The following is a 25,738-nucleotide window of genomic DNA, read 5'->3' as shown; positions in this document are numbered from 1 at the left end:
GAACCCAATTGAGTTTCACATAGCGATAAATTACACTCTCGCCTGCGTGACACAATCACGGCCATACCCGTTTCCGGCACCAACCCGCCGCAAACACGCGCATTACTGTCCTTAACCCTAGAACACCGGAAAACCATAACCCGCCCTACCCGGACGAGTGAATGCTATCCGCACGGAGCCAAAAGCATGAGCACCTTCATTTTTAATGAACTGAATTTCGACAACCACGAGCAAGTGGTCTTCGTCGCAGAAGAAAAATCCGGCCTCAGAGGCATCATCGCTGTCCACAACACCAACCTCGGCCCGGCCATGGGCGGTTGCCGCATGTGGGACTACGCCAGCGAAGCCGTCGCCGTCAACGATGTACTGCGCCTGTCGCGCGGCATGACTTACAAGAATGCAGTCGCCGGCCTGCCTATCGGCGGCGGCAAGAGCGTGATCATCGGCAATCCGAAGACCGCCAAGACACCTGCCCTGTTCGAAGCCATGGGCGAAGCCCTGGAACGCCTGGGCGGCCGCTACATCACGGCGGAAGACGTCGGCACCAGCCCGGCCGACATGGCGCATATCGCCGCCAAGACAAAATATGTTGCCGGCCTGGGCGCCAGCGGCGATCCGTCGCCGTTCACCGCGCTCGGCTGTTTCGTCGGCGCGCAAGCCGCGGTCAAGCATTACCTGGGACGCGATTCGCTGGAAGGCCTGACGGTCGCCGTGCAAGGACTGGGCAATGTGGGCTATGACTATGCACGCCGCCTGCACGCCGCCGGCGCCAAGCTGATCGTCACCGATATCGACCAGGCTGCGCTGGAACGCGCGCGCGCCGAATTCGGCGCCGAAGTGGTCGAAACCGACGCCATCTATGACGTGCAAGCCGACATCTACGCGCCGTGCGCGCTGGGCGCCACGCTCAACCCGGCCACCCTGACGCGCCTGAAAGCCAAGATCGTCGCCGGCGCCGCCAACAACCAGCTGGCCACGGCCGAAGTGGGTGAACTGCTGCGCCGCAAGGAAGTACTGTACGTGCCGGATTTCGTTATCAACGCCGGCGGCATCATCAAGGTCTGCTACGAGTATTACGACAAACCGGAAGCCGACGTCGAAGCGCACGTGCGCGAAATCGGCGTGACATTGTCTGAAATCTTCAAACGCGCCGATGCCGAAGGCCTGCCTACCAGCGTGGTGGCAGACAAGCTGGCCGAAGCGCGCTTCAGGCATTAAGCGGCAATTCTGAAATGCAGGCAGGCACAGCGTGCCTGCCTGTTCCATCATGGCGCCCTCCGGCGCCATTTTTACATTCCGTCAGGTCGTGATGGCATCGAACGGCAGCTTGCGCAAACGCTTGCCGGTCAAGGCGGCGACAGCGTTGGCGATGGCCGGCGCGATCGGCGGCACCGGCGGCTCGCCGACCCCGGTCGGGGCATCGGCGCTGGGCACCACATGGACGTCGACCTGCGGACAGCTGGCCATGTACGCCGGCGTGTAATCGGAAAAATTGGATTGCTGCACCACGCCGTTTTTCAAGGTGATCTCATTGCCCGGCAAGGTGGTGGAGATGCCGAACACCACGCCGCCCTGGATCTGCGCTTCGATGGTGCGCGGATTGATCGCCATGTTGCAATGGACGCCTGCAGTCACCCGGTGCACTTGCGGCTTGCCGTCTTTCAGCGACACTTCCACCACATAGGCAATCGAGGTATTGAAGCCGTGATGGACAGCGACGCCCCAGGCCTGGCCGGCCGGCAGCTTGCGCTTGCCGTAGCCGGAACGGGCCACCGCCAGCTCCAGCGCCTGCTTGCTGCGCTTGGCCGACTTGTCGAACAGGCTGGCCCGGTATTCGACCGGATCGCGGCCGACCGACCTGGCGATTTCATCGACCAGCGTTTCCATCACAAACGCATTGTGGCTATGGCCCACCGAGCGGTACCACAGCACCGGCACATTGGCCTTCATGTTGTGAACCGACAGCGCCAGGTTCGGGATCGCATAATGCGATTCCAGCACGCCTTCGGTCATGGTGCCGTCGACGCCATCCTTGACCAGGAACGATTCGAACGGGCTGCCGACCAGGATCGACTGGCCGGCGATCACATGGTCCCAGGCCGCGATCTTGCCACGCGCGTCGTAACCGATGCGGACCCGGTGCACATGCATCGGCCGGTAATAACCGCTCTTGATGTCGTCCTCGCGCGAATACATGATCTTGACCGGCGTGCCGCGCATGGCCTTGGCCACATACGCGGCCTCCACCGCATTCTCGGATTCCGGCAAGGCGCGCCGGCCAAACGCACCGCCCGACATCATGGTGTTGAATTCGACCTTGGCCGGCGCCAGGCCCAGCACCTTGGCGATCGCCTGCCGGTCCATCGACTGGAACTGCGAACCGGCCCATACCGTGCAGGCGTCGCCGGTGAAATGCAGCGTCATGTTGAGCGGCTCCATCGGCGTATGCGCCAGATAGGGAAACTCGAAGATGGCGTCGATGACCTCGGGCGAAGCGGCCAGCGCCGAGACATCGGCCTTGGCCGCCGGCGTGCCGGGTTTCATCACCGCGTCCCGGTAGCTGGCGAACAGCTGTTCCGAACTGGGCTGCTCGACGCCGCTCACATCCCATTCGATGTTCAGCGCATCGCGCGCTTTCTTGGCGATCCAGTAGCCGTCCGCCACCACCACCACGCTCTGGCCGCCGCGGATGCCCGGAATCGTGAAGATCTTGCGCACCCCGGGAATCGCCTTGGCCGCGCTGTCATCGAGCTTGCCGATCTTGGCGCCCCACGGCACGGCCCTGGCCAGCATCGCCACTTTCATGCCCGGCAGGTCGAGGTCGATGCCGAATTTCTGCTGGCCGCTGGATTTGGCGGCCGTATCCAGCCGCGGCGTCGCCTTGCCGATGATGGTGAACTGCTTTGGATCCTTCAGCTGCACCTTGTCCGGCACCGGCAACAGCATCGCCGCATTAGCGACCGAACCGTAGCTCAGGCGCTGGCCGCGCGGACCGGTGATGACGCCTTTGGCCGTCTTGCAGCTGGCCGGATCGACCTTCCACTCGCTGGCGGCGGCAGCCACCAGCATGCTGCGCGCGCGGGCGCCGACCTCGCGGTATTGCTGGAAACTGTGGGCGACGCTGGTGGAGCCGCCGACCATCTGCATGCCGAATACAGGATCGCGGAAAACATCTTCGCCCTTCGCCAGTTCGGCCCGCACATTGCTCCAGTCGCAATCGAGTTCCTCTGCCAGCAGCATCGGCAGCGCGGTCAGCGTGCCCTGGCCGATATCGGCCTTGGAGACCTGCACCACCACGCTGTTGTCGGCGCCGACCCGCAGGAAGGCGTTAGGCTGGTAAATCTTGGGAGCGACCGCCTGCGCTTCGGCGATGCGGCCCAGGCCCGGGATAAAAAACCCGAGCACCAGGCCGGCGCCGCCGACGGCGGAAGTCTTCAGGAATTTGCGGCGCGATTGTTTCGGCGGCAGCGGATTGGCCACGAGAGATTCTGGGGACATGGTGGACTCCTTACGCCAAAGATTTGGAAGCATCCAGCACCGCCGCCTTGATGCGCTGGTAGGCGCCGCAGCGGCACAGGTTGCCGCCCATGGCGGCGACCACTTCAGCCTCGCTCGGATGGCGTTTCTTCTTGAGGAAATCGACCGCGGTCATCACCTGCCCGCTTTGGCAGTAGCCGCATTGCGGCACGTCATGCTTGATCCAGGCCACTTGCACCGCCTTGCCGACCGGATCGGCGGCGACTGCTTCTATGGTCGTCACCGGCTGCTGGCCGACTGCCGAAACAGGATAGGAGCAGGAGCGCACCGCGTTGCCGCCGACATGCACCGTGCAAGCGCCGCAGGCAGCGATGCCGCAGCCGAATTTGCTGCCGGTCAGCTTGAGATTTTCGCGCAGCACCCACAGCAAGGGGGTATCCGCGGCGACGTCGACTTCCACGGTAAGGCCATTCACCTGAAGACTCATCATTGCGATTTCTCCAAAAGAGTTAGGGCGGGATTGCGTGCGTCATGCAGCCATCAGTTGTTTCACTAAGCTAAGCTGTTTCACTACTATAGACAGCGAAATATGAAAAACAAAGCCACTTCACCGTTACACTGATATCTATCGAATTTGAAAGCAAGCAGCGGAGTGCGCAGACCCGCGGCTACGGCTAAACTATGCTCTACTATCTGACGAGATTACCATCATGAACTTATTCCTGCACCGGATCGCATCGCCCATCGGCGTCATCCTGCTGGTCACCGATAGCCAGGACCGCGTACGCGCGCTCGATTTCGAAGACTATGAGCCGCGCATGCGCAGCTTGCTGACCACCCACTACGGCCATTACGACTTGCAAGACGCCACTGCGCCGTCCAGCGCGGAACCGGCGCTGCAGCGATATTTCGCCGGCGAACTGGACGCGCTGAAAGATATCGAGGTCGCCACCAACGGCACCAGCTTCCAGCACCGCGTATGGGCTGCATTGCGCCAGATTCCGCCGGCCCGGATGACCACCTATGGCAAACTCGCCATGCAGCTGGGCGAACACAACGGCGCCGCTCGCGCGGTAGGCAGCGCCAACGCCACCAACCCGATCGCCATCATCGTTCCCTGCCATCGGGTAGTAGGCGCCGACGGCAAGCTGACCGGCTTTGCCGGCGGCCTGGAACGCAAGGCCTGGCTGCTCGGCCATGAACGCGCCGAAGCCGGCGATCCGGAAAGCCTGCGCCTGCCAGGCTTCTAAAATCTAATGCGGTTTGTCCAGCACGACCACTGAAATCTCCTTGCTGGAAATATAGTAAGGCACGTGGCTATGGTCTGCGAACAGCAGGCGCAAGGTATGCTTGCCGGCCGGCAGGTCGAGCAAGGTTTCGGTTTCGCCGTTGCCGAAATGCTTGTAGTGCTGGTGCTGGTATTCATTCGGCTTGTCAAACGGGATCGGCGCCTTGATGTCGACCGGCATCGGCATGTCGATCAGGATGTGATGATGGCCGGTGCCGTGGATGTCGCCGGCAGCTACCGGCGATACGCCCATGCCGGTAACGGCAAAAGCCACCCGGAACGGCGACCTGACCTGGTCGCCATCCTTGATGTTGACGAAATAAGCCAGCTTCTCGCCGATCGGGAACGGCCGCGTACGTTCCGAGGCGCTGATGGTGCTAATGATGGAATCGGTATCGACGTGCTTATCAGCCTCTTTTTCTTTGGCGGCAGCCAGGGCATGGCCGCAGACCAGGGCTGCTGTCAGCAGCAGCGACCAGGCGAGGAATGCAGGCAGCCGGCTGGCGGCAAGCGTTTTGGTATTGTTCGAGCTTAACTGTTTGCTTACCTGCTCGATTAACTGCTTGAAATTCGCGGCCATTGGATTATCCATAAATGCGGTTTTTCGGAAGTACATGAAACATCGGCGCAGCCTGTTCAATTGGCTCAACGGGAATGGTCGACGGCGTTGTCGGGGGCCTTGCTCGGCAGCAGCCAGCGCGGCAAGCCGAGCGCGGTTTTCAGCAAGCAATGGCGGTAGCCCATCTGGCCGCTGATCAGGCCGGCAAAGTCGTGATTGACCTGCTGGTTGAGCACCAGATGCGAAAAGGCAAGTTTCGGGAAACGGTAGATCAGGCGCGCCATCCATGCGGCGGCGCGCAGTTCGGGCAGCAACTCAAGGCGCAGCAGGCGGCTGTACAGCGCCGATTCGCCGCGCAATCCGTCGGCGGCAATCGCCTTGGCGGCGATGGCGGCGCTCTTCAGCGCAAAATAAATGCCTTCGCCGAACAAGGCTTCGGCCATGCCCGCCGCGTCTCCCAGCAGCCAGACCCGGCCGCGCTGGTATAGCTGGCGGCGGTTTTGCAGCGGGATGACATAACCCTGGTATTCAACCCGCAATGGCAGCTGCAAGCTGGCATATGCCGCGATGAAACGATCCAGGTGCTGGCGCAACGCCGTACCGCCGAAAGGTGAGTACACACCCACATTAAAATGATCGCGCTTGGGGAAGATCCAGCCATAGCCGCGCGGCATGCCATCGAAATCGAACAGGGCGCGGTCGCCGAAGCGCTCCAGCGTTCCAGCCGCCGGCCACACCAGGGCTTCCATCGCCGGCACGTAAGCCACCAGGTCCTTGCCGAACAGCTTGTTGCGCACCGCGCTGGCGGCGCCGTCGGCGGCCAGCAGCAAGCGGCAGCGCAAGATACCGCGGCTGGTGGTCACGCTGACTGCATCGGCCCCCTCGGTGGCATCGACAAACGCGGTTTCGGCCAGAAAACGCACGCCTTTGGCGCAGGCGCGGTCAAGCAGCAATTGATCGAATTCGCTGCGCACCACGGTGCAAGCCGCCATCGGCTCCACGTCCTTGAGGATGGCGTCGCGGTTGCGGTAGTTGAGGATGGCGCCGCCTATCGCCCGGTGCATCGCCGGCCCCAGGTCGAAACCGAGCAAGTCCATCGCTTTGCGCGACAGGCCGCCGCCGCATACCTTGGCGCGCGGAAAAGCCTGCTTGTCGATAATAGTCACCTGCAAACCCTGCTCTGCCAGCAGGTAAGCCAGGTGCGAACCGGCCGGTCCGGCGCCGACCACCAGCACGTCGGCCACGGCGTCGTCAAAAGACATGGCAGCGCCGCCCCAAGCCATCCGGTCCGGCAAATTCGGGGCAATGATTTACAGCCCGATTCACGGCCCGATTCACAGTTCGACTTCTTGACGATTTCATCAGCAGCGCCTCGTGTCTGGATCGACGACCGGCCATGGCAATTTCTCCCGTCCGGCGGAATCGCCAGCATAGCTGAAAACGGACATCCCGGTGAGTCCAGGCATGCCTCTTGCGAGCGGCGGATAGAGCTTTTCTTTTATCTTTTATATACGTTTCCGATTAGAAACATGCTAGTGTATTCGGCTGCTCAAGCGGCAGATAAAAAAACGTATGGAACAGGGACAATATTTCAACCGGCACAGGGAGTATCCATGAAAAGCGTTAAAAAAACAGAAGACAACACCATCCTGCAAAAACGCCGCACGCTGCTGACCGGCGGCCTGGTGGCGGGGCTGGCGGCGACGGCGCTGCCGTCCGAGCTGCTGGCCAAGGACAGCAAGGCCGCAGGCCTGGCCCTGGACCGCGCCAAGTGGGGCACGCGCAACCATCAGCAGCTGCAAGCCCTGCTGGCGCGCAACGGCAACAGCAGCGCCGGCTACAATCCCAAGCGCCGGCCCTACGCGGTATTCGACTGGGACAACACCAGCATCATGAACGATACCGAAGAGGCGTTGCTCATGTACCAGATCAATACCCTGTCGTTCAAGCTGAGCCCGCAGGAAATGGGCGCCATCATCCGCCAGAACGTGCCGGCCGGACCGTTCGCCGCCGACTTCAAGAACGCCGCCGGCAAGGCGGTCGAACTGGAAGCCATCTGCAGCGATATCGATGACGACTACCAGTACCTGTATGACAACTATGAAAAACTGAAGGGCAGCAGGAAGCTGGAAGAAATCCGCGAGACCGCCCAGTTCCAGGATTTCCGCGCCAAGCTGTATTACCTGTACGAAGCCGTCAACGAGACTTATGGCGTGAATGTCGGCTACCCCTGGGTGATTTATTTCTTCACCAATATGTCGGTAGCCGAAGTGCAGCAACTGGCCGAAGCCTCCAACGACCATAACCTCGGCCTGGGGCTGGTCAAGACCAAGTACACCAGTCCGGCAGCGCAGCCGGGCCAGGCCGGCATCGTCAGCGTGACGCACTTCCACGGGATCCGCCTGTGCACCGAGATTGCAACCTTGATGAATGCGTTCGAACAAAGTGGGATCGACGTCTATGTCAGTTCGGCCTCGCTGGAAGATGTGGTGGCAGTGTTTGCGACAACGCCCAAATACGGCTACAACGTCAAGCGCGAGCACGTGCTCGGGCTGCGCCTGGAAACCGCCAACGGCGTATTCGTCAACCGCTACAAGGCTGGCTGGCCGCTCAACTGGGGCCCGGGGAAAACCGAAGTCATCAAGAAAGAACTGGTCGCGGCCAAGGGTTACGGTCCGGTGTTTGTCGCCGGCGACAGCGACGGCGACTACGACATGCTGCGCGATTTTGCCGACACTCAGCTGGGCATGATCGTCAACCGCATGAAGAAGGGCAAGATCGGCGACCTCTCCAAGCTGGCCGCCGACCAGATCCCGGCCAAATCGCCGCGCTTCCTGCTGCAAGGCCGCAATGAGCTGACCGGCAACTGGATGCCGTCGGAAGCCAGCATCAAGTACGGCAAGACCGGCGAAACGCTGCTCGGTTAAGCCCGTTGCACGCCGGCTGCCAGCAGGCAGGCAGCCGGCTCCTGCGCTCATTCCCCATATCGAATCACTCGGCCGCCGCCTTGGCGCGGCCGATGCAGCCGTTTTCCATCACCACCCGCAATAAGCAGATAGGCATTTATGAAGAGATTACTGAAAACCGCACTTGTATTGTGTTCCATGGTCGCGTCCTGCGTTTTCGCCAAGGATGACGACGCCCCCCGCAAAATCACCATCGGCCTGATCGCCACCACCACCGCGGAAGATACTCAGAAGCGCTGGCAGCCGGTGATCGACGATTTTGCGAAATACACGAAAATGGAAGTGCGCACGGTGGTTTCCACCAACTACAGCGACATCCTGGCCGGCTTGAAATCGAACACCATCCAGGTCGCCTGGCTGAGCAGCAAGATCGCGCTGGAAGCGGTGGAAGACAACCAGTCGACCATCTTTGCGCAGATGGTGAAGAAAGACGGTTCGCACGGCTACAACTCGGTGCTGATCACGCCAGCCAAGAGCCCGATCAAATCGTTCGAAGACATCCTGGCCAACAAGGGCGTCTACAGTTTCTACGACGGCGACAAGAGTTCGACTTCGGGTTACCTGGTGCCGGCCTACTATGCCTTCGCCAAGAACAAGGTGGAGCCGGAACGGCTGTTCAGGAATATTACTGTCGGCAACCACAAGAAGAACCTGCAGGCGGTAATCGCCGGCCAGGTCGACGTCGCGACCAACAATACCGAAGAGCTGGACCGCCTGAAAAAAGAATCGCCCGAACAGTTCAGCAAGCTGCGGGTGATCTGGTCGTCGCCCTTGATCCCGAATGATCCGCTGCTGTACCGCAAGGACCTGCCGGCCGCTTCCAAAGCCAGGATCGAAGACTTCTTCGTCACCTACGGCAAGCCGAAAAATCCTGCCAGCCAGCCCGACGTGCTGCAAAAGATCCTCGACCTGTCCGGTTTCCAGCACTCCACCGATGCCCAGCTGAAGCCGATCGCCGACCTCACCATGTTCGGCCTGCTGCGCAACAACATGTACGACAGCAAACTGAGCACGGCGCAAAAGCAGAAAGCTTTTGAAGAAATCACAGCGCGCTTCGGCAAGTTGAGCATGGCGCTGGAAATGGCGCGCATCCGGTAGACAAACCCCGGCGCGGCCTGCGCCGTCAGGCTGCCTCCGCTCCCTCCGGGAAATACAGGCTGAAGCGGATCAGCCCTTCGCGCGAACAGGCGACCTCGGCGCTGCCGCCATGCACCAGCATGATGGCGCGCACGATGGCCAGCCCCAGGCCATTCGATTCGGTATATTCGCTGCGCGACTGGTCGCCGCGGTAAAAACGGTCGAACAGGCGTTCCAGCTGCTCCGGCGGAATCGGATCGCCCTGGTTCTCCACCGCGACATCTATCCCTTTCGCCTGCGGCCGGCCGCTGAGCCGCACCGTACTGCCGGGCACTGCATAACGCACCGCATTCACCACCAGGTTGCTGACCGCGCGCCGCCACATCACCGGACTGGCCTGCACTTTGCCGCTGGCGTCGACCTCCAGCCGGATGCCGCGCTCTTCGGCCACGCCTTCAAAATAGTCGGCAATCTTGTGCAGCTCGTCGGCCAGCACCAGCGGCGTTTTTTCCACCGCCAGCCCGGCGTGGTCGGCATGCGCCAGGAACAGGATGTTTTCGACGATCCGGCTCAGGCGCTCCAGTTCTTCCAGGTTCGATTCCAGCACCTGCTGGTATTCGGCGGCGTTGCGCACCTGGCCCAGGGTGACCTGGGTCTGTCCCATCAAGGCGCCGATCGGGGTGCGTATTTCGTGCGCCAGGTCGGCGGAAAACTGCGAAAGGTGTTCATAACCGTCGGCCAGCCGGTCCAGCATCGCATTGAACGACGCTGCCAGCCGCCGCAGTTCCTGCGGCGCGTCTTCTTCCCGCAAGCGTATCGCGATATTGGTCGGGCTGACTTCGGCGGCGCGGCCGGCCATCGCCGTCAGCGGCAGGAAACCGCGCTTGAGCACCAGGAAGCCCAGCAGCGCCGCCAGCAGCACCGCTACCGCGGCCGCCGCGATCACTTGCCAGTAATAGCGCGCCAGGATATGCGACTCCTGGGTCATCACATGGGCGCCGGTAATCACTACCCTGGTGCCGTCGCCGCCGACGTCGGCCAATGCCGACACCCAGCGCACCCGCACGCCGTCGGCGCGCACGCCTGCGTGCAGCTGCGCCAGCGTCAGCGGCTGGTCCAGGCTTTGCGGCGTCATTTGCGGCGGCGTCATGTTGTCGGGATTGACGCGTACGAACGGCGCCTGGCCCGGATAAGCGAACATCAGCACATCCTGTTCGCTGCCCAGCATGGTTTCAAACAGGGTCGGCCGGTCTTCCATCTGCTTAACGTTGTACAGGTCGTGCAGCAAGTGGCGGAAATGCTCGACTTTGCCGATCAGGGAATAATCGGCGCGGGTTTCCAGCGCCTGCCGGGTCGACGAATACAGGTACATGCCGAGGGTGGTGACGATCGCGCAGGCGATCAGCGCAAACAGGAAAGTCACGCGCGCCGTCAGCGACTGCCTGCGCCAGATGCTCATGGATCTTCCGCAAACATGTAGCCGATGCTGCGTACCGTGTGTATCAGTTTATGCTCGAAGGGATTGTCGATCTTGGCGCGCAGGCGCTTGATGGCGACGTCGACCACATTGGTGTCGCTGTCGAAATTCATGTCCCACACTTCCGATGCGATGACGGTGCGCGACAGCGGCTCGCCCTTGCGCTTGACCAGCAGGTGCAGCAGCAAGAATTCCTTGTTGGTGAGCACGATGTCGATGCCCTGGCGCGTGACCTTGCGGCGCAGCAGGTCGAGCTGCAGGTCGGCCACCTGGAAAAAATCCAGCTCGTGCGATTCGCGCACCACGCCGCGCCGCAGCAGGGTGCGGATGCGCAGCAGCAGTTCGGTGAACGAAAACGGCTTGACCAGGTAATCGTCGGCGCCCAGTTCGAGGCCGCGTATGCGATCGTTGACGTGGTCGCGCGCGGTCAGGAAGATCACCGGCAGATCGCGTTTAGCGCGCAGGGCGCCCATGATTTTCCAGCCGTCGGTGCCGGGCAGCATGACGTCCAGCACTACCAGGTCGTAGCTGTTTTCCAGCGCCATATGCAGGCCGTCGCTGCCGTTGCGGACCAGGTCGACCGCATAGCCGGATTCGCGCAGACCTTTCTTGAGGTAGGCGCCGGTCTTGGGATCGTCTTCGATGACGAGAATAGACATGCTGGGACCTGTGCTTGAACTTATGGTGGAAATACGCCCCATTCTATCAATTCGCTTGCCGCGAATAATGACAATATTGTCATTCATATGTCACCGATAAGACACTGCGCCGGTCCTAGACTGGGATTCCCAGCAACCACCGAGACCGTTTTCATGAAAACCACACAACTTCTGCGCCGGCTTGTTCCTGTATTGGCAGCATCCGCATTCATGGCTTATGGCAGCGTCGTCGCCGCCCAAACCGCTGCGCCGGTAGTGCGAGTGCGCGCCACCATCGACAAGGTCAATCCTGACAGTCTCGAAGTCAGCACCAAGGCCGGCAAGAAACAGACCCTGAAACTGGCGCCTGACCTGATGCTGTTCTCGGTCAGCCATGCCGCGATCACCGACATCAAGTCCGACAGCTTCATCGGCAGCGCTGCCGTGCCTTTGCCTGACGGCAGCCTGAAGGCGCTGGAAGTGCACGTGTTCCCGGCCGGCATGAAGGCCGGCGAAGGCCACTACGCCTGGGACCTGGGCAAGAAGAGCAGCATGACCAACGGCACCGTGGGCGACGTGGTGGTGACCAGCGGCCGCACCATCACGGTCAAGTATCCGGATGGCGAAAAGAAAATCGTGGTGCCGGCCGATGTCCCTATCGTCAGCCTCAACAAGGGTGACCGCAGCCTGCTGGTGGCTGGCGCGCATGGCGTGTTTTTCGTCAGCAAGGCTGCTGATGGCAGCGACGTTGTCGGCCGCGCTACGGTCGGCATCAATGGCGTAGTCCCGCCGATGTAATGCCGCTTTGCGGACGGCCATTATGTGCGAAACACCACACTGACTGTCCGCGGCGATTCTTGACAAGGTGCATTCATGGCGACTGCCGAGCAACCCCGCGTCCGCGCGCGCATCATCCATCCGCTGCTGGTGCGCATAGTCCACTGGATTAATGCGTTCGCCATCGTCTGCATGGTGATGAGCGGCTGGGCGATCTACAACGCCTCGCCGCTGTTCGGCTTCGATTTCCCGCGCTGGGCCACGCTCGGCGGCTGGCTGGGCGGCGCGATTGCCTGGCACCTGGCGGCGATGTGGCTGCTGGTGGCGAACGGCTTGATCTATATCGGCTACGGCGTGCTGGCCGGTCATTTCCGTCGCCATTTCCTGCCGCTGCGGCCGCGCGACCTGCTGCGCGACACCAGGGATGCGCTGACTTTCAAGCTGGCGCACCAGCCCGGCATCTACAACGCCGTGCAACGCCTGATGTACATAGTCGTGCTGCTGCTCGGAGTGCTGGTGGTGGCGTCCGGCCTCTCGATCTGGAAACCGGTGCAGCTGGACGCCCTGGCCGACCTGTTCGGCGGTTACGACACCGCGCGCCGCGTGCACTTTGTCGCAATGGCCGGCATCGTGGCATTCGTGGTGGTGCATCTGGCGCTGGTACTGATCGTGCCGAGCACCCTGCTGCCGATGCTGACCGGACGGGCGCCGCGCCACGCCCGTGACAAGACCGCGAAACAGGAGCAGCAGGCATGAGCGACAAGAAAAAGGATTTGCCGAAAAACAGTGAACTGCAGCCTGAACTGGTGCAGCTGCAGCGCCGCCTGTTCCTGCGTTCGGGCCTGTCGCTGGGCGCGTTGTCGCTGCTGTCCGGCTGCAACCTGCAGGATGGCGACCAGGTCGACAAGGTATTGTGGGCAATGTCGCGCTGGAACGACCGGGTGCAGAGCATGTTGTTCCGTCCCAGCCACCTGGCGCCGACTTATCCGGCCAGCATGATCACCAAGCCGTTCCCGTTCAACGCTTTCTACGACGCCGATTCGGCGCCGGAAATCGACGGCGACACCTACAAGCTGGAAGTTTCCGGCCTGGTGCGCGACAAGCGCAGCTGGAACCTGGCGCAGCTGCGCGCCCTGCCGCAGGCGTCGCAGATCACGCGCCATATCTGCATCGAAGGCTGGAGCGCCATCGGCCAGTGGAGCGGCGTGCCGTTCCGCACCTTCCTAGCCCATATCGGCGCCGATACGACCGCAAAGTATGTCGGCTTCAAATGCGCCGACCGCTATTACTCCAGCATCGACATGGCCACCGCCTTGCATCCGCAGACCATACTGGCGCTGGACTTCGGCCAGGAGCCGCTGCCGACCGAATACGGCTATCCGCTGAAACTGCGGGTGCCGACCAAACTGGGGTTCAAGAATCCCAAGCACATCGCCGCCATCTTTGTCACCAATGAAAACCCGGGCGGGTATTGGGAAGACCAGGGATACAACTGGTTCAGCGGGTCTTAAGCCACCTACTTAAACCAGTTCATTCGCCCCGTTCGCTGCAGCAGGGGCAGCCGCGATGCTGCCCCATCAGATGCGGTGTGCCGGCGTCTTCATCCCGGTCCAGCGTCTGCATGAATGCGGCCAACAGTTTTTCCATGCTGGCCAGCCGGTCGGCCGCGCTCAAGAAGCCGGGCTTGTTGTCCGGATCGGCCCTTCCTGCCAGCCATGGCTCGACAGCCTTCTTTGGGTTGGCGCTCATTGCTCTTCCGCCTGGCCGTAAAATTTCTCGCAGATCTTGATCCGTTCGCGTCCCTGTTCCTTGCGCCAGCGGTTGGTGTCGCGCAGCGAGTAAACGCAGCCGCAGTATTCCTGCTGGTAGAAATTCTCGCGCTTGGAGATTTCGATCATGCGCGCCGATCCGCCCTGCTTGCGCCAGTTGTGGTCCCAGTAAGTGATGCCGGGATAATGCGCCGCCGCACGCGCGCCGCAATCGTTGATCTGCTCCATGTTCTTCCAGCGCGAAATGCCGAGCGAACTGCTGATCACCGGGAATCCGTGTTCATGCGCATACAGCGCGCTGCGTTCAAACCGCATGTCGAAGCACATGGTGCAGCGCTTGCCGCGTTCCGGCTCATCTTCCATCCCTTGGGCGCGCGCAAACCAGTTGTCCAGGTCGTAATCGGCATCGATGAACGGTATGCCGTGCTGTTCGGCGAAGCGGATGTTTTCATTCTTGCGCAACTCGTATTCGCGTTGCGGATGGATGTTGGGATTGTAGAAATAGATCGAAAAATCGATCTCGCTGACGATCAGGGCTTCCATCACCTCGCCCGAGCAGGGTGCGCAACAGGAATGCAAGAGCAGTTTATTGTGCCCGCCCGGCAGGACGAGTTTCTGGCGTTGGGTCATGGTCGGCATCAGGAAATGCGGCTGCCAAAGGCGAGGCAGCGCTTATTGCGAGTGTCTCGATTCGGGCCTGCCGCGTCAAGCGACAAACTCTCAAGTTTGCATGAGCGAAATTCATACAGCTGCCAACTGCCAGCCTTGGCAGGTGCTTCTGACATGCTGCGGTCATAAATGCGGCATATATTCGGGCGGCAAATAGTGCATGAATTGCACCAACGGAAACTTTTCCCTCCCTGAATGGAGTCCCCATGAAACTGCATCGTCAACTGTGCATTACCTTTATAAGCGGTATGGCTTGCGCCGCGCCCTTGCTGCTGGCAACACCAAATGCCCAGGCCTGGGGCGACGAAGGCCATATGGTGGTCGGCCTGATCGCCGATCATTACCTGACAGCGAATGCGCGCGCTCAGGTCGAAACCATACTCGCAGCCGATAGCAGCGGCCTGACCGCCACCGACATCGCATCTGAGGCAACCTGGGCCGATAAATACCGCAATTCGCACCGGGAAACCGCGTCCTGGCATTTTGTCGATACCGAGATCAGCGACGGCGACATCGACGCCGCCTGCTTTGGCCATCCGAGCTTGCCGGCCAATACCCCGGCATCCGGCGGTGTGGCGCAGGATTGTGTGGTCGACAAGGTCGACCAGTTCGCCATCGAACTGCGCGATCCGGCCACGACGCCGGCGGAACGCCTGCTGGCGCTGCAGTTCCTGCTGCACTTCGTCGGCGACATGCACCAGCCGCTGCATTCCAGCGATTCGCACGACCGCGGCGGCAACGACGAGACGGTATCGGCGACCGGCATCGCAGCCGGCAAGCTGCATGCCTACTGGGATACCGCTTTTGTCAACAAGTTGGGGACCGACCAGAACAAGGTGGCGTCGGCATTGATCGCCAAGATCAGCAGCGCCGAAGTCAAGCAATGGCAGAAGCAGACACCGCGCGACTGGTCGCTGGAAGCCTTCGATATCGCCCGCACCGATGTCTACGGCAAGCTGCCGACGCCGGACTCGAGCGGCAAATACAAGCTGCCGGCGACTTACGTCAGCAACGCCAGCAGAGTGGTCGCCACCCAGCTGAGCCGGGCCGGCGTGCGTCTGGCCAAGGTTCTCAACGATGCCTTGGGCAGCAGCGCGTCCGCCAGCTCCGGATCTGCTGTCCTGGTGTCGCCGTTTGCCGGAAAAAAATGAATACGCACCCTGGTCGCCGTCCGGCGATCAGGGTGCGCTGCTTATGCAATCAGCCCGCGTTTCGCCAACATAGGCTCCACCTTCGGATCGCGGCCGCGGAAGGCGCGGAACGCCAGCGCCGGGTCCTGCTTGTTGCCTGAGCTGTAGATGTAGCGCCGCAGGCGTTCGGCGATTTTCTGCTCGAACGGGTCGCCGGCTTCGATGAAAGCGTCGTAGGCATCGGCATCCAGCACCTCTGCCCACATGTACACGTAATAACCTGCCGCATAATCCGAACCGCTGAACAGATGCTGGAAGTGCGACAGGTGATGGCGCTGGCCGATATCCTGCGGCACGCCCAGCAGCTCGCACTGCTGCGCTTCGAAGGCGGCGATATCGACCTTGCTGCCGTTCGGCAGCGAGTGCAAAGCCATGTCGATCAAGGCCGGGCCGGCGTACATGATGGTGGCCCAGGCCTGGTCGAACTGGCGCGCGCGTTTCAGTTTTTCCAGCAAGGCCGGCGGCATTGCTGCGCCGCTCTGGTAATGGCGGGCGTGGCGTTGCAATACGATTTCTTCTTCGGCCCAGTTCTCGAAAATCTGCGACGGCAGTTCGACGTAATCCTGCAGCACCTGGGTGCCGGCCAGGCGTTCGTACTTCACCTGCGACAGCAAACCGTGCAGGCCGTGGCCGAATTCGTGGAACAAGGTGCGCACGTCATCGAAACTCAGCAAGCTGACGTCGGCCTTGGCGAAATTGTTGTTGTTGATAACCACCGGCAGCGTGCCGCCGCCGTGGCCGGACTGGCTGCGGAAGATATGCATCCAGGCGCCGCTGCGCTTGCTGGCGCGCGCATAGTTGTCGCCGATGAAGAGGCCGATCAAGGCATCGTCACGGTTGCGCACTTCCCACAGGCGGGCGTCGGCATGATGCAGGGCGACGCCATGCTGTTCGACAAAACTGAGGCCGAACAGCCGATGGGCGCAATCGAACATGGCGGTTATCATGTTTTCCAGCGCAAAGTACGGCTTCAGTTCGGCGTCGTCCAGGTCGTAGCGCGCCTGCCGGACTTTCTCCGCCAGGTAGCGCCAGTCCCAGGCCGCGATCGGCGTCGGCTGGCCCAGGCTGCGCGCCATGTCGGTCAGCGCCGCACGGTCGTCCTCGGCCTTCGTCTTGGCCGGTTCCCAGACCTTGCCGAGCAAGGCCGACACTGCTTCCGGCTTGCCGGCCATGCGGTCGATCAGCTGGTAGTCGGCGTAGGTCGGATAACCGTGCAACTGCGCCTGCTCCTGGCGCAAGGCCATGATTTCGGCGGCCACCGGACGGTTATCGTGGGCGCCGGCATGGGCGCCGCGCGCGACCCGGCCGCGCCAGACCGCTTCGCGCAGGTCGCGCCGGTCGGAGAACGTCAAGAACGGTTCGGCCAGCGAGGGCGACAGCGTGATCACGTGGCTACCCTGCGGCAAGCCGCGCTGCTGCGCCGCCGCCCCGGCTGAAGCACGCAGGAATTCCGGCAAGCCGGCCAGCGCCGCTTCGTCTTCCAGCTGCAGGGAAAAACCGGATTCATCGGCCAGCACGTTTTGCGTGAACGCTGTGCTCAAGGCCGCCAGCCGCTCGGTCAAGGCGCTGTAGCGCGCCCGCGATTGCAGCGGCAGGTTGGCGCCGGCGCGCACGAAATCCAGGTGCACGCGCTCCAGCAGGCGCAGCTGTTCCGGATCCAGGTCCAGTTCGGCGCGGCGCGCATACAGCGCAGCGATGCGCGCGAACAGACCGGCATGCAGGTAGATCGCATTCTTGTGCGCGGCCAGTCTCGGCGCCAGCTCGACTTCCACAGCCTGCAGGGCGGGCGAGGTTTCGCTTGCGGTCAGGTTCTCGAACAGCAAACTGATGCGGCTGTTCAGGCGGCCCGATGCGTCGAAGGCTGCCAGCGTATTGGCGAAATTAGGCGCGGCGGACTGGGCGGCGATGGCATCGATCTCAGCCAAGTGCGCCGGCAGCGCGACTTCAAATGCGGGCACGAAATGCTCAGCCTTGACCAGGTCGAAAGGCGGCAGTCCGTAAGGGGTATTCCAGTCTTGCAACAGCGGATTGATGGCGGTCATGGCAACTAGCATCCTGGCTAATGGAGAGAACGCTATTGTATAGCGCCGCGCAGGTTCTCAACGCAATGCTGCAATAGCTGGCTGGTATCGATTGGGTATTTCCGCAGCTTGAATTATACTGTACATACATACAGTATAATTTGCGTGGAGAGATGTGATGATTGTTGTCAGAAGACCGGAGCTAGACGCCATGACTGCCAGACTGAAAGCCGCAATCGCAGCCATCGTGACGCGCCATCGCAATGCCGACGCGCTGCTGACCTGGTCATTGATGCATCAGATCGAAACCGAAGCGATCGCCGCCCTGACGCAAGCGGACGATGTCGACCTGACCCAGATCAACATGCTTCGCGCCTATCCGGTGGCCTACCCGCGCACCGACGATCCGGTCAATTTCGGCAACGCCAACCGGGTGCCGGTAGTACTCTCGCTGATTTATAACGAATACAGGCGATCGCACTAAACAGATCCTTTGCAAACCCAGATTTAGATTGTGATCCAGTTCTCTATTCTGACGCCGGGATAAGTTGCGAAATCCCGCTCATTGTTGGTAACGAGGATGACATCGAGCGATACAGCATGCGCTGCAATCAATTTATCGAGATGATCTTTCTTACGCTCCCGAGTAGCCTCTCGAATCGGCCCATAGGCGCTTGCAGCGTCGCTATCAAACGGCGCCACAGGAATATCCTCTATCAAGGCATGCAGATTACGTCGCTCGCGCGCCTGGTTTGCCGATATCGTGACACCATACTCCAGCTCTGCAAAGGTGATGGCCGACATCACTACGTCGCCGACAAAACATGCGGCGAATCGCTGCACCACTTGCTGCGGCTGATTTTTCATCAGGTAGATGCACATATTGGTGTCGAGCATGTAACGCGGCATTACAAAGCCTCACGTTCGTCTTGCTCGTGATCACCCCGCCCCTCGCTCATGAAATCCGGTCCGAATTTCGCGAATTTCTTTAAAACCCCACCCAGGGTTCTTCCAACTGGACGAATCCGCAATTCGTCGCCGACGCGCTCTATCTCCAGCTCTATATCCGTACGTTCATACGCCAGGTCAGCTGGAATACGGACAGCCTGAGAGTTGCCGTTTTTGAAAACTTTAGTGGTTTGCATGGTAAACGTCGCTTACTGAACACTTGATTCTTACACTCTAGTCCAAATTAAACACAATGTAAATACACGTGTGTACAAGAGATGTCTTAATTGAGATCCTGATTACCAGGCTTACAAACCCAGGTCGCTCAATCCCGGATGATCGTCAGGACGACGTCCCAACGGCCAGTGATATTTCCGCTCCGATTCCTTGATCGGCAAATCGTTGATGCTGGCGAAGCGGCGATGCATCAGGCCGTTTTCATCGAACTCCCAATTCTCGTTGCCATAGGAACGGAACCAGTTGCCGGCGGCATCGTGGCATTCGTAAGCGAAACGCACGGCGATCCGGTTGCCGTCGAAGGCCCACAATTCCTTGATCAGGCGGTAATCCAGCTCGCGCTCCCATTTGCGGGTCAGGAACTGCACGACCTGCTCCCGCCCTTGCGGAAATTCGTGGCGGTTGCGCCAGATGGTGTCGACGGTATAGGCCAGCGACACACGCTGCGGATCGCGGCTGTTCCAGCCGTCTTCCGCCATCCTCACCTTCTGCGCCGCCGTCTCGCGGGTGAAGGGCGGGAACGGTGGACGGGCTTCGCTGGTTTGACTCATGGTAAGGCTCCTCGGTCGTTGGATGAAAGGCTGCGGCAGGCGCTTGCTGCGAACAAGCCAGTACTTTACGCAATATTTCTCCGGCTCGCTGGCGGCCGGTTTACGGGCCTGCAAAGCGCTGCATTGAGATAAGAGATAAAGTGTCGCCTTGTATTTTCAAAGGCATTTCAAGATGGAACAAGCACAACCCGGAAAACTCAGCCCCGGCCTGGTGATCATGATGTCGATCGCTACCGGCGTCGCGGTGGCCAGCAATTATTACGCGCAGCCGCTGCTGCATACCATCGCCGCCCGCTTCGGCATTTCCAACGGCAGCGCCGGCCTGATCGTCACCGTGGCCCAGCTCGGTTACGCGCTTGGCCTGATGCTGCTGGTGCCGCTGGCGGACATGCTGGAACGGAAGAAACTGATCGTCATCATGACCCTGCTGTCCGCCTGCGGACTGCTGATCACCGCCACCGCGCAGAGCATGGCGTTCGTCTTGATCGGGACCGCGCTGACCGGGCTGTTTTCCGTGGTGTCGCAAGTACTGGTGCCGTTTGCCGCGACCCTGGCGGCGCCGCAGGAACGCGGCAAGGTGGTCGGCCATGTAATGACCGGACTGCTGCTGGGTATCCTGCTGGCGCGCACCGTGGCCGGCTACCTGTCGGCGCTGGGCGGCTGGCAGACCGTGTACTGGTTCGGCGCGGCGCTGATGATCGTAACGGCGGTGCTGCTGGGACGCGCCCTGCCGCGCCATCACCAGTCGCAAAGCATGAGCTACCCGCGTTTGCTGGGGTCGATCCTGACCTTGTTCGTGGCGGAGCCGGTATTGCGTATCCGCGCCCTGCTGGGTGCGATCATCTTCGCCGTGTTCAGCGTGCTGTGGACTTCGATTTCCTTCTTGCTGGCGGCCGAGCCCTTCCATTATTCCGACGGCACCATCGGCCTGTTCGGCTTGGTCGGCGCCGCCGGCGCCATGGCGGCCTCGCACGCCGGGCGGCTGGCAGACCGCGGCCATGCCGGCCGTTCGACTTCCATCGGCCTGGCGCTGCTGTTGCTGTCGTGGCTGCCGCTGTTGTTCGCCAAGAGTTCGCTGCTGGGGCTGATCGTCGGCATCCTATTGCTAGACCTGATGGTGCAGGCGATCCACGTCACCAACCTGAGCGTCATCAATCACCTGCATCCGGAATCGAGGAACCGCCTGACCGCCGGCTACATGACTTGCTATTTCATCGGCGGCGCCTGCGGTTCGGTGCTGTCGACCGCGATGTACGGCTACGCCGGCTGGTTCGGGGTATCGATGACAGGCGCCGGCCTGAGCGCGGCCGGCCTGGTCATCTGGCTGCTGGCGGAGCGCAAAGCCAAGCCTGCCGCCAGGCACTGAATCACGGACGGTTCAGCTCGGGATACAGCGTCATCAGCTGCATCGCCACGCCGTTGGTCCAGCCGAAGCCGTCTTGCAAGGCATATTCGCCGCCGCCGGCTTCGGCTCCGCTCCCGACTACATCATATTTCTCCACCAGCTTGCCACTGCTGGCGTAGACCTGCTGCACCTTGCCCATCCAGCGCGTGGCAATATCGCGCGCCTGGGCATGCAGGCCGTAACGGTTCAGGCCATCCACGGCAATCCATTGCAGCGGCGCCCAGCCGTTGGGCACATCCCATTGCTGGCCGCTGTCGACCGGCGTAGTGACAATGCCATACGGTTTCAGCAGCTCCTTGCCGGCCCATTGCGCTACACGCGCCGCTTGCGCCGGTTCGGCGATGCCGGCAAACAGGGGATAAAAAGCAGCGGCGCCGGGGCGCGCAGTCGACTGCTGTTTGCGCCACTGGTAATCGACGTAGTAGCCGCCGGTTTCATCCCACATGTACTTTTGCACGGCAATACGACGGCGTTCGGCACGCTGCCTGAAATCGCCGCTGCAGGCAAGGTCGCGCACCCGTTCGCAGCCAAGCCGGATCGCGTTTTCCAGTCCATATAGCAAGCTGTTCAGGTCGACCGGCAGGATCGCGGTGGTCTCGATGGTGGCCAGGGTCTTGCCGTCGGCGAACCAGCGGCTGCTGAAATCCCAGCCGCTTTCGGCGCCGGCGCGCACGTCGCGGTAGACCTCGGCCGGCTGGCGTCCGCTTTGCCTGGCCAGGTTGACGTCTTCGGCATACGATTCGTCGCGCGGCACGGCGCGGTCGTCGTAGTAGCGGTTCAGCACAGTGCCGTCGGCCAGCGCCACTACCCGCCGGTATGCCGCGCCGGGCTTGAGGCCACGTTCGCCATCCATCCAGAAGCCGTACTCGCGCCGCAGCTGCGGCAGGTAGCGCGCATAGGCGGCGGCTTGGTCCTGAGTCGACAGCAGGCCGACCATCTTGAAGTAGAACGGCGGCTGCGAGCGGCTCAGGTAATAGCTGCGGTTGCCGTTCGGGATATGGCCGTAGCGGTCGATCAGGCTGGCGAAATTATCCACCATGGCCCGTATCAGCTGCGGCTTGCCGTTTTGCAGCAGGCCCAGCATGGTGAAATAGGAATCCCAGTAATACACTTCGCGGAAACGCCCGCCCGGGACCACATAAGGCTGCGGCAAAGGCAGCAGCGACGAGCCGGCGCTGGCCTTCGCAGGCTGCTGGGTCAGGTGCGGCCACAGGCCGGCTATATGCTGTTGCAGCGATTGGCTGCGGTCGCTGACGTAGGCGTCCGCATTGTCTTTTGGCAGGTCGAAATGCTGCTGTACAAAATCGCCCAGCGTGAAACCGGGGCGATCCTTGGCTTGCCTGTATTCCGCCTCGATGGCGGCAGGCCGGCCTTTCGGCAAGGCGTCGACGAAAGTTTTTCCATCCTTGAACACCTGGCCCATCTGCACTGCGGCGAACAGCTGCGGATACAGCTCGGATGGCGGGGTCGGATAGGCGCTGGCGACAGCATCGGCGCCTGCCGCTCCGCTGCCAAGCGCCAGGCTGGCGGCGACTGCCATCACGACCAAACGAGCACGGCAATGTCGCGGCAGCGTAAAAGAGAAAGTCATGTTTCGTCTCCATTATCTCTGGTCTGGATAGAGACAATGGTAACCGAGATAAAGCAGCCTGCTGTTTTATACAGCCTCTTCGATGAGGATTTCCGACAGCAGTTTCTTGATTTCGGGGACGCAAGAACCGCAATTGCCGCCGGCCTTCAGGCAGGCGGTGACCTGCGCCACGGTGGTCAGGCCCTGCTTGCGCGCCGCATCGCAAATGGTGTTGCGGCCGACTGAAAAACAGGAACATACCGTGGGCCCGGTATCGGCGCCCTTTGCTATCGGCTGGCCCAGCAGCAGGCCGATCCGGTCGGCGTCTTCCAGCTGTTCCTTGACGAACAGGCTGGCCAGCCAGGCGCGCGACGGCAGGTCTGGCCGCGGCGACAGGAACACGCAAGCTTCGATACGGTCATCCACCACATGCACCGCGCGATAGATGCCGGCGCTGGCGTCCTGGTATTCCAGCCAGTCGGCATCGGCAACGTCGACACCCAGCAAGCCGGCGGCCCAGGCGCCATGATCGGCGATCGGGCTGCGGCCGGCCAGTTCGTAACGGTTGAAGCGCCGTCCCTGGATCCGGGTCCAGTGGGTGACGTCGTCGAGCGCCGGCCGGCCGCGGCTCAGCACAAACCCGTACCAGGCCACGCGGAATTCTTCGACCAGCACCGGCGTATGCTTGAATTCCGGCTCGCCGGAAACCGGATCGACCACCGGATTGACCAGCGCTCCCACCCGCGCATCCGACGCCGACTGCCCATTCCAATGGATAGGCACAAAAATACTGCCGCGCACAATGCCGCCGCCATGCTGCACCCGCGCCACCATCGATCCCCAGCGGCTGGACACGCGCGCCAGCATGCCTTCGCGCACGCCATACAGCAAGGCATCCTGCGGATGCATGTCGATGAAAGATTCCGGTACGTGGTCAGCCAGCCTGGGCGACTTGCCGGTGCGCGTCATGGTGTGCCACTGGTCGCGCACACGGCCGGTATTCAGGCTCAACGGATATTCGCTGTCGGCTGCGTGCTGCGGCGCCCTTGGCGCGGTAGCGATAAAACGTGCCTTGCCGTCGGCATAGGCAAAGCGGCCATCGGCGAACAGCCGCGCGGTACCCTGTTTTTCACCGGAAGAGGTGGTGGCGATAGGCCATTGCACCGGCTGCAAGGCATCGAAAGCGGCCTGGCCCAAGCCGCTCAGGCCGGCCAGGTTGAATGCCCGGCGCTGGCCGAAGGCGTCGCCGTTGCGGAAGGCGCTGAGGCGCGCGTGTTCGTCGAACACCTGGTGCGCTGCGCTGAAATCGAAACCGGCATAACCCATGCGCTGCGCCACCTGGCACAGGATCTGCCAGTCGGCGCGCGCTACGCCCGGCGCCGGCAGGAAAGCGCGCTGGCGCGAGATACGGCGTTCCGAACTGGTGACCGTGCCATCCTTTTCGCCCCAGCCCAGGGCCGGCAGCACGACGTGGGCGAAAGCGCTGGTGTCGGTTTTTTCGACGATATCGGACACCACCACCAGTTCGCACTTGGCCAGCGCGCGCTGCACCTGGTCTGCATCCGGCAGACTCACTACCGGGTTGGTGGCGATGATCCATACCGCCTTGACGCGGCCGGCTTCGATTGCCTGGAACAGGTCCACCGCCTTCAGCCCGGGCCGCTCCGCCATGCGCGGCGCCTGCCAGAAATCCTGCACCGTCTGCCGATGACGCGGATTGTCCAGGTCCATGTGCGCGGCCAGCATGTTCGCCATGCCGCCCACCTCGCGGCCGCCCATGGCGTTCGGCTGGCCGGTGATCGAAAATGGACCCATGCCTTCTTTTCCGATGCGCCCGGTCAGCAAGTGGCAATTGATGATGCTGTTGACCTTGTCGGTGCCGGACGACGATTGATTGACGCCTTGCGAAAAGGCGGTCACCACTTTCTCATTTGCCGCGAACCATTCGTAGAAAGTCAGCAAGTCTTGCGGATCGAGCTTGCAGGTTTTTGCCACCGCGGCCAGGTCGGCGCATTCGGCTTCGGCTGTTTCCAGCGCCGCGGCCAGGCCGTTGGTATGCGCTTCAATGAAACCGGCGTCGGCGGCATCGTGGCGCGCCAGGAAACTGAGCAGGCCGTTGAACAGCCAGACATCGCTGCCGGCCTTCAGCGGCAGGTGCAGGTCGGCCAGTTCGCAAGTCGCGGTGCGGCGCGGATCGATCACCACCAGCTTCATCTGCGGCCGCTTTTCCCTGATCCTGGCGATGCGCTGGAACAGGATCGGATGGCACCACGCGGTATTGGAGCCGACCAGCACCACCAAGTCGGCCAGCTCTAGGTCTTCATAACAGACCGGCACCAGGTCGGCGCCGAAAGCGCGCTTGTGGCCGGCGACTGCGGACGACATGCACAGGCGTGAATTGGTGTCGATGTTGGCGCTGCCGATGTAGCCCTTCATCAGTTTGTTGGCGATGTAATAGTCCTCGGTCAGCAGCTGGCCGGAAACATACAGAGCGACGGCGTCCGGGCCGTGTTGTTCCACGACCGAACGAAAACCAAGCGCGACCTTATCCAGCGCCGCATCCCAGGACACGCGCTGCAATGAATCACCGTGCCGCGCCCGCATCTGCGGATGCAGCAGGCGACCGTCCAGATCGACGGTTTCGCCCAGCGCCGAACCCTTGACGCATAGGCGACCCGCATTCGAGGCATGCGTTTCATCACCGGCGATGTCGACCTGGCCGTCGCTGCGCACGGTGGCGCGCACGCCGCAACCGACGCCGCAATAGGGACAGGTGGTCAGCGTGCCTGCCAGCTGGCTGGCCGCAAGCAAGGGAAACGTCGGGACCGGATTCATGCGCGCTCCCGTTCAGGCGGCCTGGGCGCATAGCGCCTGGCCGAACAGCAACTGGCTGCGCAGCGCCGAAATATCGGTGCGACCCTGGATCATCCCGAAATACCAGGGACCGTCCTTGACGTCGCCATACAATACCGCGCCGACGATATGCGGACCTTTGATCACCAGCCGCTTGTAGATGCCGCGGCGCGGATCGCGCAACACCAGGTCTTCGCTGCCTTCGCCGCCGATGAAATCGCCGGCGGAATACAGGTCGACGCCGGTGACCTTGAGCTTGGTGGCGG

At 61.8% G+C, this 25,738-nt stretch carries 24 protein-coding genes and 1 pseudogene; 10 read left to right on the top strand and 15 right to left on the bottom strand.

The annotated features are described in order from the left end of the window. Positions 1 to 186: 186 nt before the first annotated feature. Positions 187 to 1,218, top strand: a complete 1,032-nt coding sequence (locus tag JWQ61_RS06440) for a Glu/Leu/Phe/Val dehydrogenase (protein WP_304359800.1) — start codon at positions 187 to 189, stop codon at positions 1,216 to 1,218. Positions 1,219 to 1,299: 81 nt separating this feature from the next. Here the strand turns inward: JWQ61_RS06440 and JWQ61_RS06435 are convergent, their stop codons facing one another. Then, entirely contained in the window at positions 1,300 to 3,498 is a 2,199-nt protein-coding gene (locus tag JWQ61_RS06435) for a xanthine dehydrogenase family protein molybdopterin-binding subunit (RefSeq protein WP_304359799.1), read from the bottom strand. Between the two features lie 10 nt (positions 3,499 to 3,508). Next, a complete protein-coding gene (locus tag JWQ61_RS06430; protein WP_304359798.1) occupies positions 3,509 to 3,967 on the bottom strand; it encodes a (2Fe-2S)-binding protein in 459 nt (152 codons plus the stop codon). 220 nt (positions 3,968 to 4,187) lie between these two features. Here JWQ61_RS06430 and JWQ61_RS06425 point away from each other — a divergent pair, with 220 nt between their 5' ends. Next, the gene (locus tag JWQ61_RS06425) at positions 4,188 to 4,727 is read left to right on the top strand and encodes a methylated-DNA--[protein]-cysteine S-methyltransferase (RefSeq protein WP_304359797.1); all 540 of its coding nucleotides are present in this window, start codon (positions 4,188 to 4,190) and stop codon (positions 4,725 to 4,727) included. A gap of 3 nt (positions 4,728 to 4,730) precedes the next feature. Here JWQ61_RS06425 and JWQ61_RS06420 read toward each other — a convergent pair whose 3' ends face one another. Both JWQ61_RS06420 and JWQ61_RS06415 read right to left on the bottom strand, forming a co-directional pair. Then, on the bottom strand, positions 4,731 to 5,345 hold the full coding sequence (locus tag JWQ61_RS06420; protein ID WP_304359796.1) for a DUF4399 domain-containing protein: 615 nt from the start codon (positions 5,343 to 5,345) through the stop codon (positions 4,731 to 4,733). Positions 5,346 to 5,410: 65 nt separating this feature from the next. Next, positions 5,411 to 6,586, bottom strand: a complete 1,176-nt coding sequence (locus JWQ61_RS06415) for a geranylgeranyl reductase family protein (RefSeq protein ID WP_304359795.1) — start codon at positions 6,584 to 6,586, stop codon at positions 5,411 to 5,413. A 351-nt stretch (positions 6,587 to 6,937) separates the two neighbouring features. Between JWQ61_RS06415 and JWQ61_RS06410 the strand changes: the two genes are divergently transcribed. Together JWQ61_RS06410 and phnD are read left to right on the top strand one after the other, a co-directional pair. Beyond that, a complete protein-coding gene (locus JWQ61_RS06410) occupies positions 6,938 to 8,251 on the top strand; it encodes an HAD family hydrolase (protein WP_304359794.1) in 1,314 nt (437 codons plus the stop codon). Positions 8,252 to 8,389: 138 nt separating this feature from the next. Continuing rightward, positions 8,390 to 9,388, top strand: coding sequence for a phosphate/phosphite/phosphonate ABC transporter substrate-binding protein (gene phnD, locus JWQ61_RS06405; protein WP_304359793.1), 999 nt, complete (start codon positions 8,390 to 8,392; stop codon positions 9,386 to 9,388). A gap of 25 nt (positions 9,389 to 9,413) precedes the next feature. On the opposite strand, the gene JWQ61_RS06400 is transcribed toward phnD, so the two are convergent. Further along, a complete protein-coding gene (locus JWQ61_RS06400; protein WP_304359792.1) occupies positions 9,414 to 10,826 on the bottom strand; it encodes a heavy metal sensor histidine kinase in 1,413 nt (470 codons plus the stop codon). Then, positions 10,823 to 11,503, bottom strand: a complete 681-nt coding sequence (locus tag JWQ61_RS06395) for a heavy metal response regulator transcription factor (protein ID WP_061538375.1) — start codon at positions 11,501 to 11,503, stop codon at positions 10,823 to 10,825. Before JWQ61_RS06395 ends, JWQ61_RS06400 begins: the two co-directional genes overlap by 4 nt. Before the next feature lie 153 nt (positions 11,504 to 11,656). Here JWQ61_RS06395 and JWQ61_RS06390 point away from each other — a divergent pair, with 153 nt between their 5' ends. The 3 genes from JWQ61_RS06390 (at position 11,657) to JWQ61_RS06380 (ending at position 13,770) form a co-directional block, all read left to right on the top strand. Next, entirely contained in the window at positions 11,657 to 12,280 is a 624-nt protein-coding gene (locus JWQ61_RS06390; RefSeq protein WP_304359791.1) for a hypothetical protein, read from the top strand. Positions 12,281 to 12,355: 75 nt separating this feature from the next. Further along, on the top strand, positions 12,356 to 13,015 hold the full coding sequence (locus JWQ61_RS06385; RefSeq protein WP_304359790.1) for a cytochrome b/b6 domain-containing protein: 660 nt from the start codon (positions 12,356 to 12,358) through the stop codon (positions 13,013 to 13,015). After that, the gene (locus tag JWQ61_RS06380; protein WP_120233732.1) at positions 13,012 to 13,770 is read left to right on the top strand and encodes a molybdopterin-dependent oxidoreductase; all 759 of its coding nucleotides are present in this window, start codon (positions 13,012 to 13,014) and stop codon (positions 13,768 to 13,770) included. The genes JWQ61_RS06385 and JWQ61_RS06380 overlap by 4 nt, the downstream gene beginning before the upstream one ends. Positions 13,771 to 13,789: 19 nt before the next feature. Here JWQ61_RS06380 and JWQ61_RS06375 read toward each other — a convergent pair whose 3' ends face one another. Together JWQ61_RS06375 and JWQ61_RS06370 are read right to left on the bottom strand one after the other, a co-directional pair. Beyond that, entirely contained in the window at positions 13,790 to 14,008 is a 219-nt protein-coding gene (locus JWQ61_RS06375; protein ID WP_304359789.1) for a hypothetical protein, read from the bottom strand. Further along, positions 14,005 to 14,667, bottom strand: a complete 663-nt coding sequence (locus JWQ61_RS06370) for an epoxyqueuosine reductase QueH (protein WP_304359788.1) — start codon at positions 14,665 to 14,667, stop codon at positions 14,005 to 14,007. Before JWQ61_RS06370 ends, JWQ61_RS06375 begins: the two co-directional genes overlap by 4 nt. 236 nt (positions 14,668 to 14,903) lie before the next feature. Between JWQ61_RS06370 and JWQ61_RS06365 the strand changes: the two genes are divergently transcribed. Next, a complete protein-coding gene (locus JWQ61_RS06365; protein WP_304359787.1) occupies positions 14,904 to 15,848 on the top strand; it encodes a S1/P1 nuclease in 945 nt (314 codons plus the stop codon). 41 nt (positions 15,849 to 15,889) lie between these two features. On the opposite strand, the gene JWQ61_RS06360 is transcribed toward JWQ61_RS06365, so the two are convergent. Next, positions 15,890 to 17,929, bottom strand: a complete 2,040-nt coding sequence (locus JWQ61_RS06360; protein WP_304359786.1) for a M3 family metallopeptidase — start codon at positions 17,927 to 17,929, stop codon at positions 15,890 to 15,892. A gap of 190 nt (positions 17,930 to 18,119) precedes the next feature. Between JWQ61_RS06360 and JWQ61_RS06355 the strand changes: the two genes are divergently transcribed. Then, complete coding sequence (locus JWQ61_RS06355; protein ID WP_304359785.1) at positions 18,120 to 18,392, top strand: DUF2471 domain-containing protein; 273 nt, start codon at positions 18,120 to 18,122, stop codon at positions 18,390 to 18,392. 23 nt (positions 18,393 to 18,415) lie between these two features. On the opposite strand, the gene JWQ61_RS06350 is transcribed toward JWQ61_RS06355, so the two are convergent. The 3 genes from JWQ61_RS06350 to JWQ61_RS06340 form a co-directional block, all read right to left on the bottom strand. Next, positions 18,416 to 18,817, bottom strand: coding sequence for a type II toxin-antitoxin system VapC family toxin (locus JWQ61_RS06350; protein WP_304359784.1), 402 nt, complete (start codon positions 18,815 to 18,817; stop codon positions 18,416 to 18,418). Then, positions 18,817 to 19,053 (bottom strand): type II toxin-antitoxin system VapB family antitoxin, encoded by a 237-nt coding sequence (gene vapB, locus JWQ61_RS06345; protein WP_304359783.1) that lies wholly within the window; start codon positions 19,051 to 19,053, stop codon positions 18,817 to 18,819. The genes JWQ61_RS06350 and vapB overlap by 1 nt, the downstream gene beginning before the upstream one ends. A gap of 111 nt (positions 19,054 to 19,164) precedes the next feature. Further along, on the bottom strand, positions 19,165 to 19,644 hold the full coding sequence (locus tag JWQ61_RS06340; RefSeq protein ID WP_304359782.1) for a nuclear transport factor 2 family protein: 480 nt from the start codon (positions 19,642 to 19,644) through the stop codon (positions 19,165 to 19,167). A 172-nt stretch (positions 19,645 to 19,816) separates the two neighbouring features. On the opposite strand from JWQ61_RS06340, the gene JWQ61_RS06335 reads away from it, so the two are divergent. Next, the gene (locus tag JWQ61_RS06335) at positions 19,817 to 21,010 is read left to right on the top strand and encodes an MFS transporter (RefSeq protein ID WP_304359781.1); all 1,194 of its coding nucleotides are present in this window, start codon (positions 19,817 to 19,819) and stop codon (positions 21,008 to 21,010) included. A gap of 1 nt (position 21,011) precedes the next feature. On the opposite strand, the gene treF is transcribed toward JWQ61_RS06335, so the two are convergent. The 3 genes and pseudogenes from treF to JWQ61_RS06320 all read right to left on the bottom strand — a co-directional run. Next, a complete protein-coding gene (treF, locus tag JWQ61_RS06330) occupies positions 21,012 to 22,640 on the bottom strand; it encodes an alpha,alpha-trehalase TreF (RefSeq protein WP_304359780.1) in 1,629 nt (542 codons plus the stop codon). Positions 22,641 to 22,706: 66 nt separating this feature from the next. Continuing rightward, on the bottom strand, positions 22,707 to 25,454 hold the full coding sequence (locus JWQ61_RS06325) for a nitrate reductase (protein ID WP_304359779.1): 2,748 nt from the start codon (positions 25,452 to 25,454) through the stop codon (positions 22,707 to 22,709). A gap of 12 nt (positions 25,455 to 25,466) precedes the next feature. Continuing rightward, a pseudogene (locus tag JWQ61_RS06320) lies at positions 25,467 to 25,738 on the bottom strand (NAD(P)/FAD-dependent oxidoreductase); the annotation flags it as partial.

The sequence above is a fragment of the Collimonas fungivorans genome, assembly GCF_028292705.1.
GTDB lineage: Bacteria > Pseudomonadota > Gammaproteobacteria > Burkholderiales > Burkholderiaceae_D > Collimonas > Collimonas fungivorans_B.
Note: the sequence above shows the minus strand (reverse complement) of the source record. Positions and strands in the feature narration are given on the sequence as shown.

What these genes read in the sequence shown, in the direction of transcription:
- JWQ61_RS06325 (WP_304359779.1), bottom strand. Translation starts at nt 25,454, where the DNA reads ATGAATCCGGTCCCGACGTTTCCCTTGCTTGCGGCCAGCCAGCTGGCA.
- JWQ61_RS06380 (WP_120233732.1), top strand. Translation starts at nt 13,012, where the DNA reads ATGAGCGACAAGAAAAAGGATTTGCCGAAAAACAGTGAACTGCAGCCT.
- JWQ61_RS06350 (WP_304359784.1), bottom strand. Translation starts at nt 18,817, where the DNA reads ATGCCGCGTTACATGCTCGACACCAATATGTGCATCTACCTGATGAAA.
- JWQ61_RS06340 (WP_304359782.1), bottom strand. Translation starts at nt 19,644, where the DNA reads ATGAGTCAAACCAGCGAAGCCCGTCCACCGTTCCCGCCCTTCACCCGC.
- JWQ61_RS06360 (WP_304359786.1), bottom strand. Translation starts at nt 17,929, where the DNA reads ATGACCGCCATCAATCCGCTGTTGCAAGACTGGAATACCCCTTACGGA.
- JWQ61_RS06335 (WP_304359781.1), top strand. Translation starts at nt 19,817, where the DNA reads ATGGAACAAGCACAACCCGGAAAACTCAGCCCCGGCCTGGTGATCATG.
- JWQ61_RS06365 (WP_304359787.1), top strand. Translation starts at nt 14,904, where the DNA reads ATGAAACTGCATCGTCAACTGTGCATTACCTTTATAAGCGGTATGGCT.
- JWQ61_RS06430 (WP_304359798.1), bottom strand. Translation starts at nt 3,967, where the DNA reads ATGATGAGTCTTCAGGTGAATGGCCTTACCGTGGAAGTCGACGTCGCC.
- JWQ61_RS06370 (WP_304359788.1), bottom strand. Translation starts at nt 14,667, where the DNA reads ATGCCGACCATGACCCAACGCCAGAAACTCGTCCTGCCGGGCGGGCAC.
- JWQ61_RS06390 (WP_304359791.1), top strand. Translation starts at nt 11,657, where the DNA reads ATGAAAACCACACAACTTCTGCGCCGGCTTGTTCCTGTATTGGCAGCA.
- treF (WP_304359780.1), bottom strand. Translation starts at nt 22,640, where the DNA reads ATGACTTTCTCTTTTACGCTGCCGCGACATTGCCGTGCTCGTTTGGTC.
- JWQ61_RS06425 (WP_304359797.1), top strand. Translation starts at nt 4,188, where the DNA reads ATGAACTTATTCCTGCACCGGATCGCATCGCCCATCGGCGTCATCCTG.
- JWQ61_RS06395 (WP_061538375.1), bottom strand. Translation starts at nt 11,503, where the DNA reads ATGTCTATTCTCGTCATCGAAGACGATCCCAAGACCGGCGCCTACCTC.
- vapB (WP_304359783.1), bottom strand. Translation starts at nt 19,053, where the DNA reads ATGCAAACCACTAAAGTTTTCAAAAACGGCAACTCTCAGGCTGTCCGT.
- JWQ61_RS06435 (WP_304359799.1), bottom strand. Translation starts at nt 3,498, where the DNA reads ATGTCCCCAGAATCTCTCGTGGCCAATCCGCTGCCGCCGAAACAATCG.
- JWQ61_RS06400 (WP_304359792.1), bottom strand. Translation starts at nt 10,826, where the DNA reads ATGAGCATCTGGCGCAGGCAGTCGCTGACGGCGCGCGTGACTTTCCTG.
- JWQ61_RS06415 (WP_304359795.1), bottom strand. Translation starts at nt 6,586, where the DNA reads ATGTCTTTTGACGACGCCGTGGCCGACGTGCTGGTGGTCGGCGCCGGA.
- JWQ61_RS06410 (WP_304359794.1), top strand. Translation starts at nt 6,938, where the DNA reads ATGAAAAGCGTTAAAAAAACAGAAGACAACACCATCCTGCAAAAACGC.
- JWQ61_RS06375 (WP_304359789.1), bottom strand. Translation starts at nt 14,008, where the DNA reads ATGAGCGCCAACCCAAAGAAGGCTGTCGAGCCATGGCTGGCAGGAAGG.
- JWQ61_RS06385 (WP_304359790.1), top strand. Translation starts at nt 12,356, where the DNA reads ATGGCGACTGCCGAGCAACCCCGCGTCCGCGCGCGCATCATCCATCCG.
- JWQ61_RS06355 (WP_304359785.1), top strand. Translation starts at nt 18,120, where the DNA reads ATGACTGCCAGACTGAAAGCCGCAATCGCAGCCATCGTGACGCGCCAT.
- phnD (WP_304359793.1), top strand. Translation starts at nt 8,390, where the DNA reads ATGAAGAGATTACTGAAAACCGCACTTGTATTGTGTTCCATGGTCGCG.
- JWQ61_RS06440 (WP_304359800.1), top strand. Translation starts at nt 187, where the DNA reads ATGAGCACCTTCATTTTTAATGAACTGAATTTCGACAACCACGAGCAA.
- JWQ61_RS06420 (WP_304359796.1), bottom strand. Translation starts at nt 5,345, where the DNA reads ATGGCCGCGAATTTCAAGCAGTTAATCGAGCAGGTAAGCAAACAGTTA.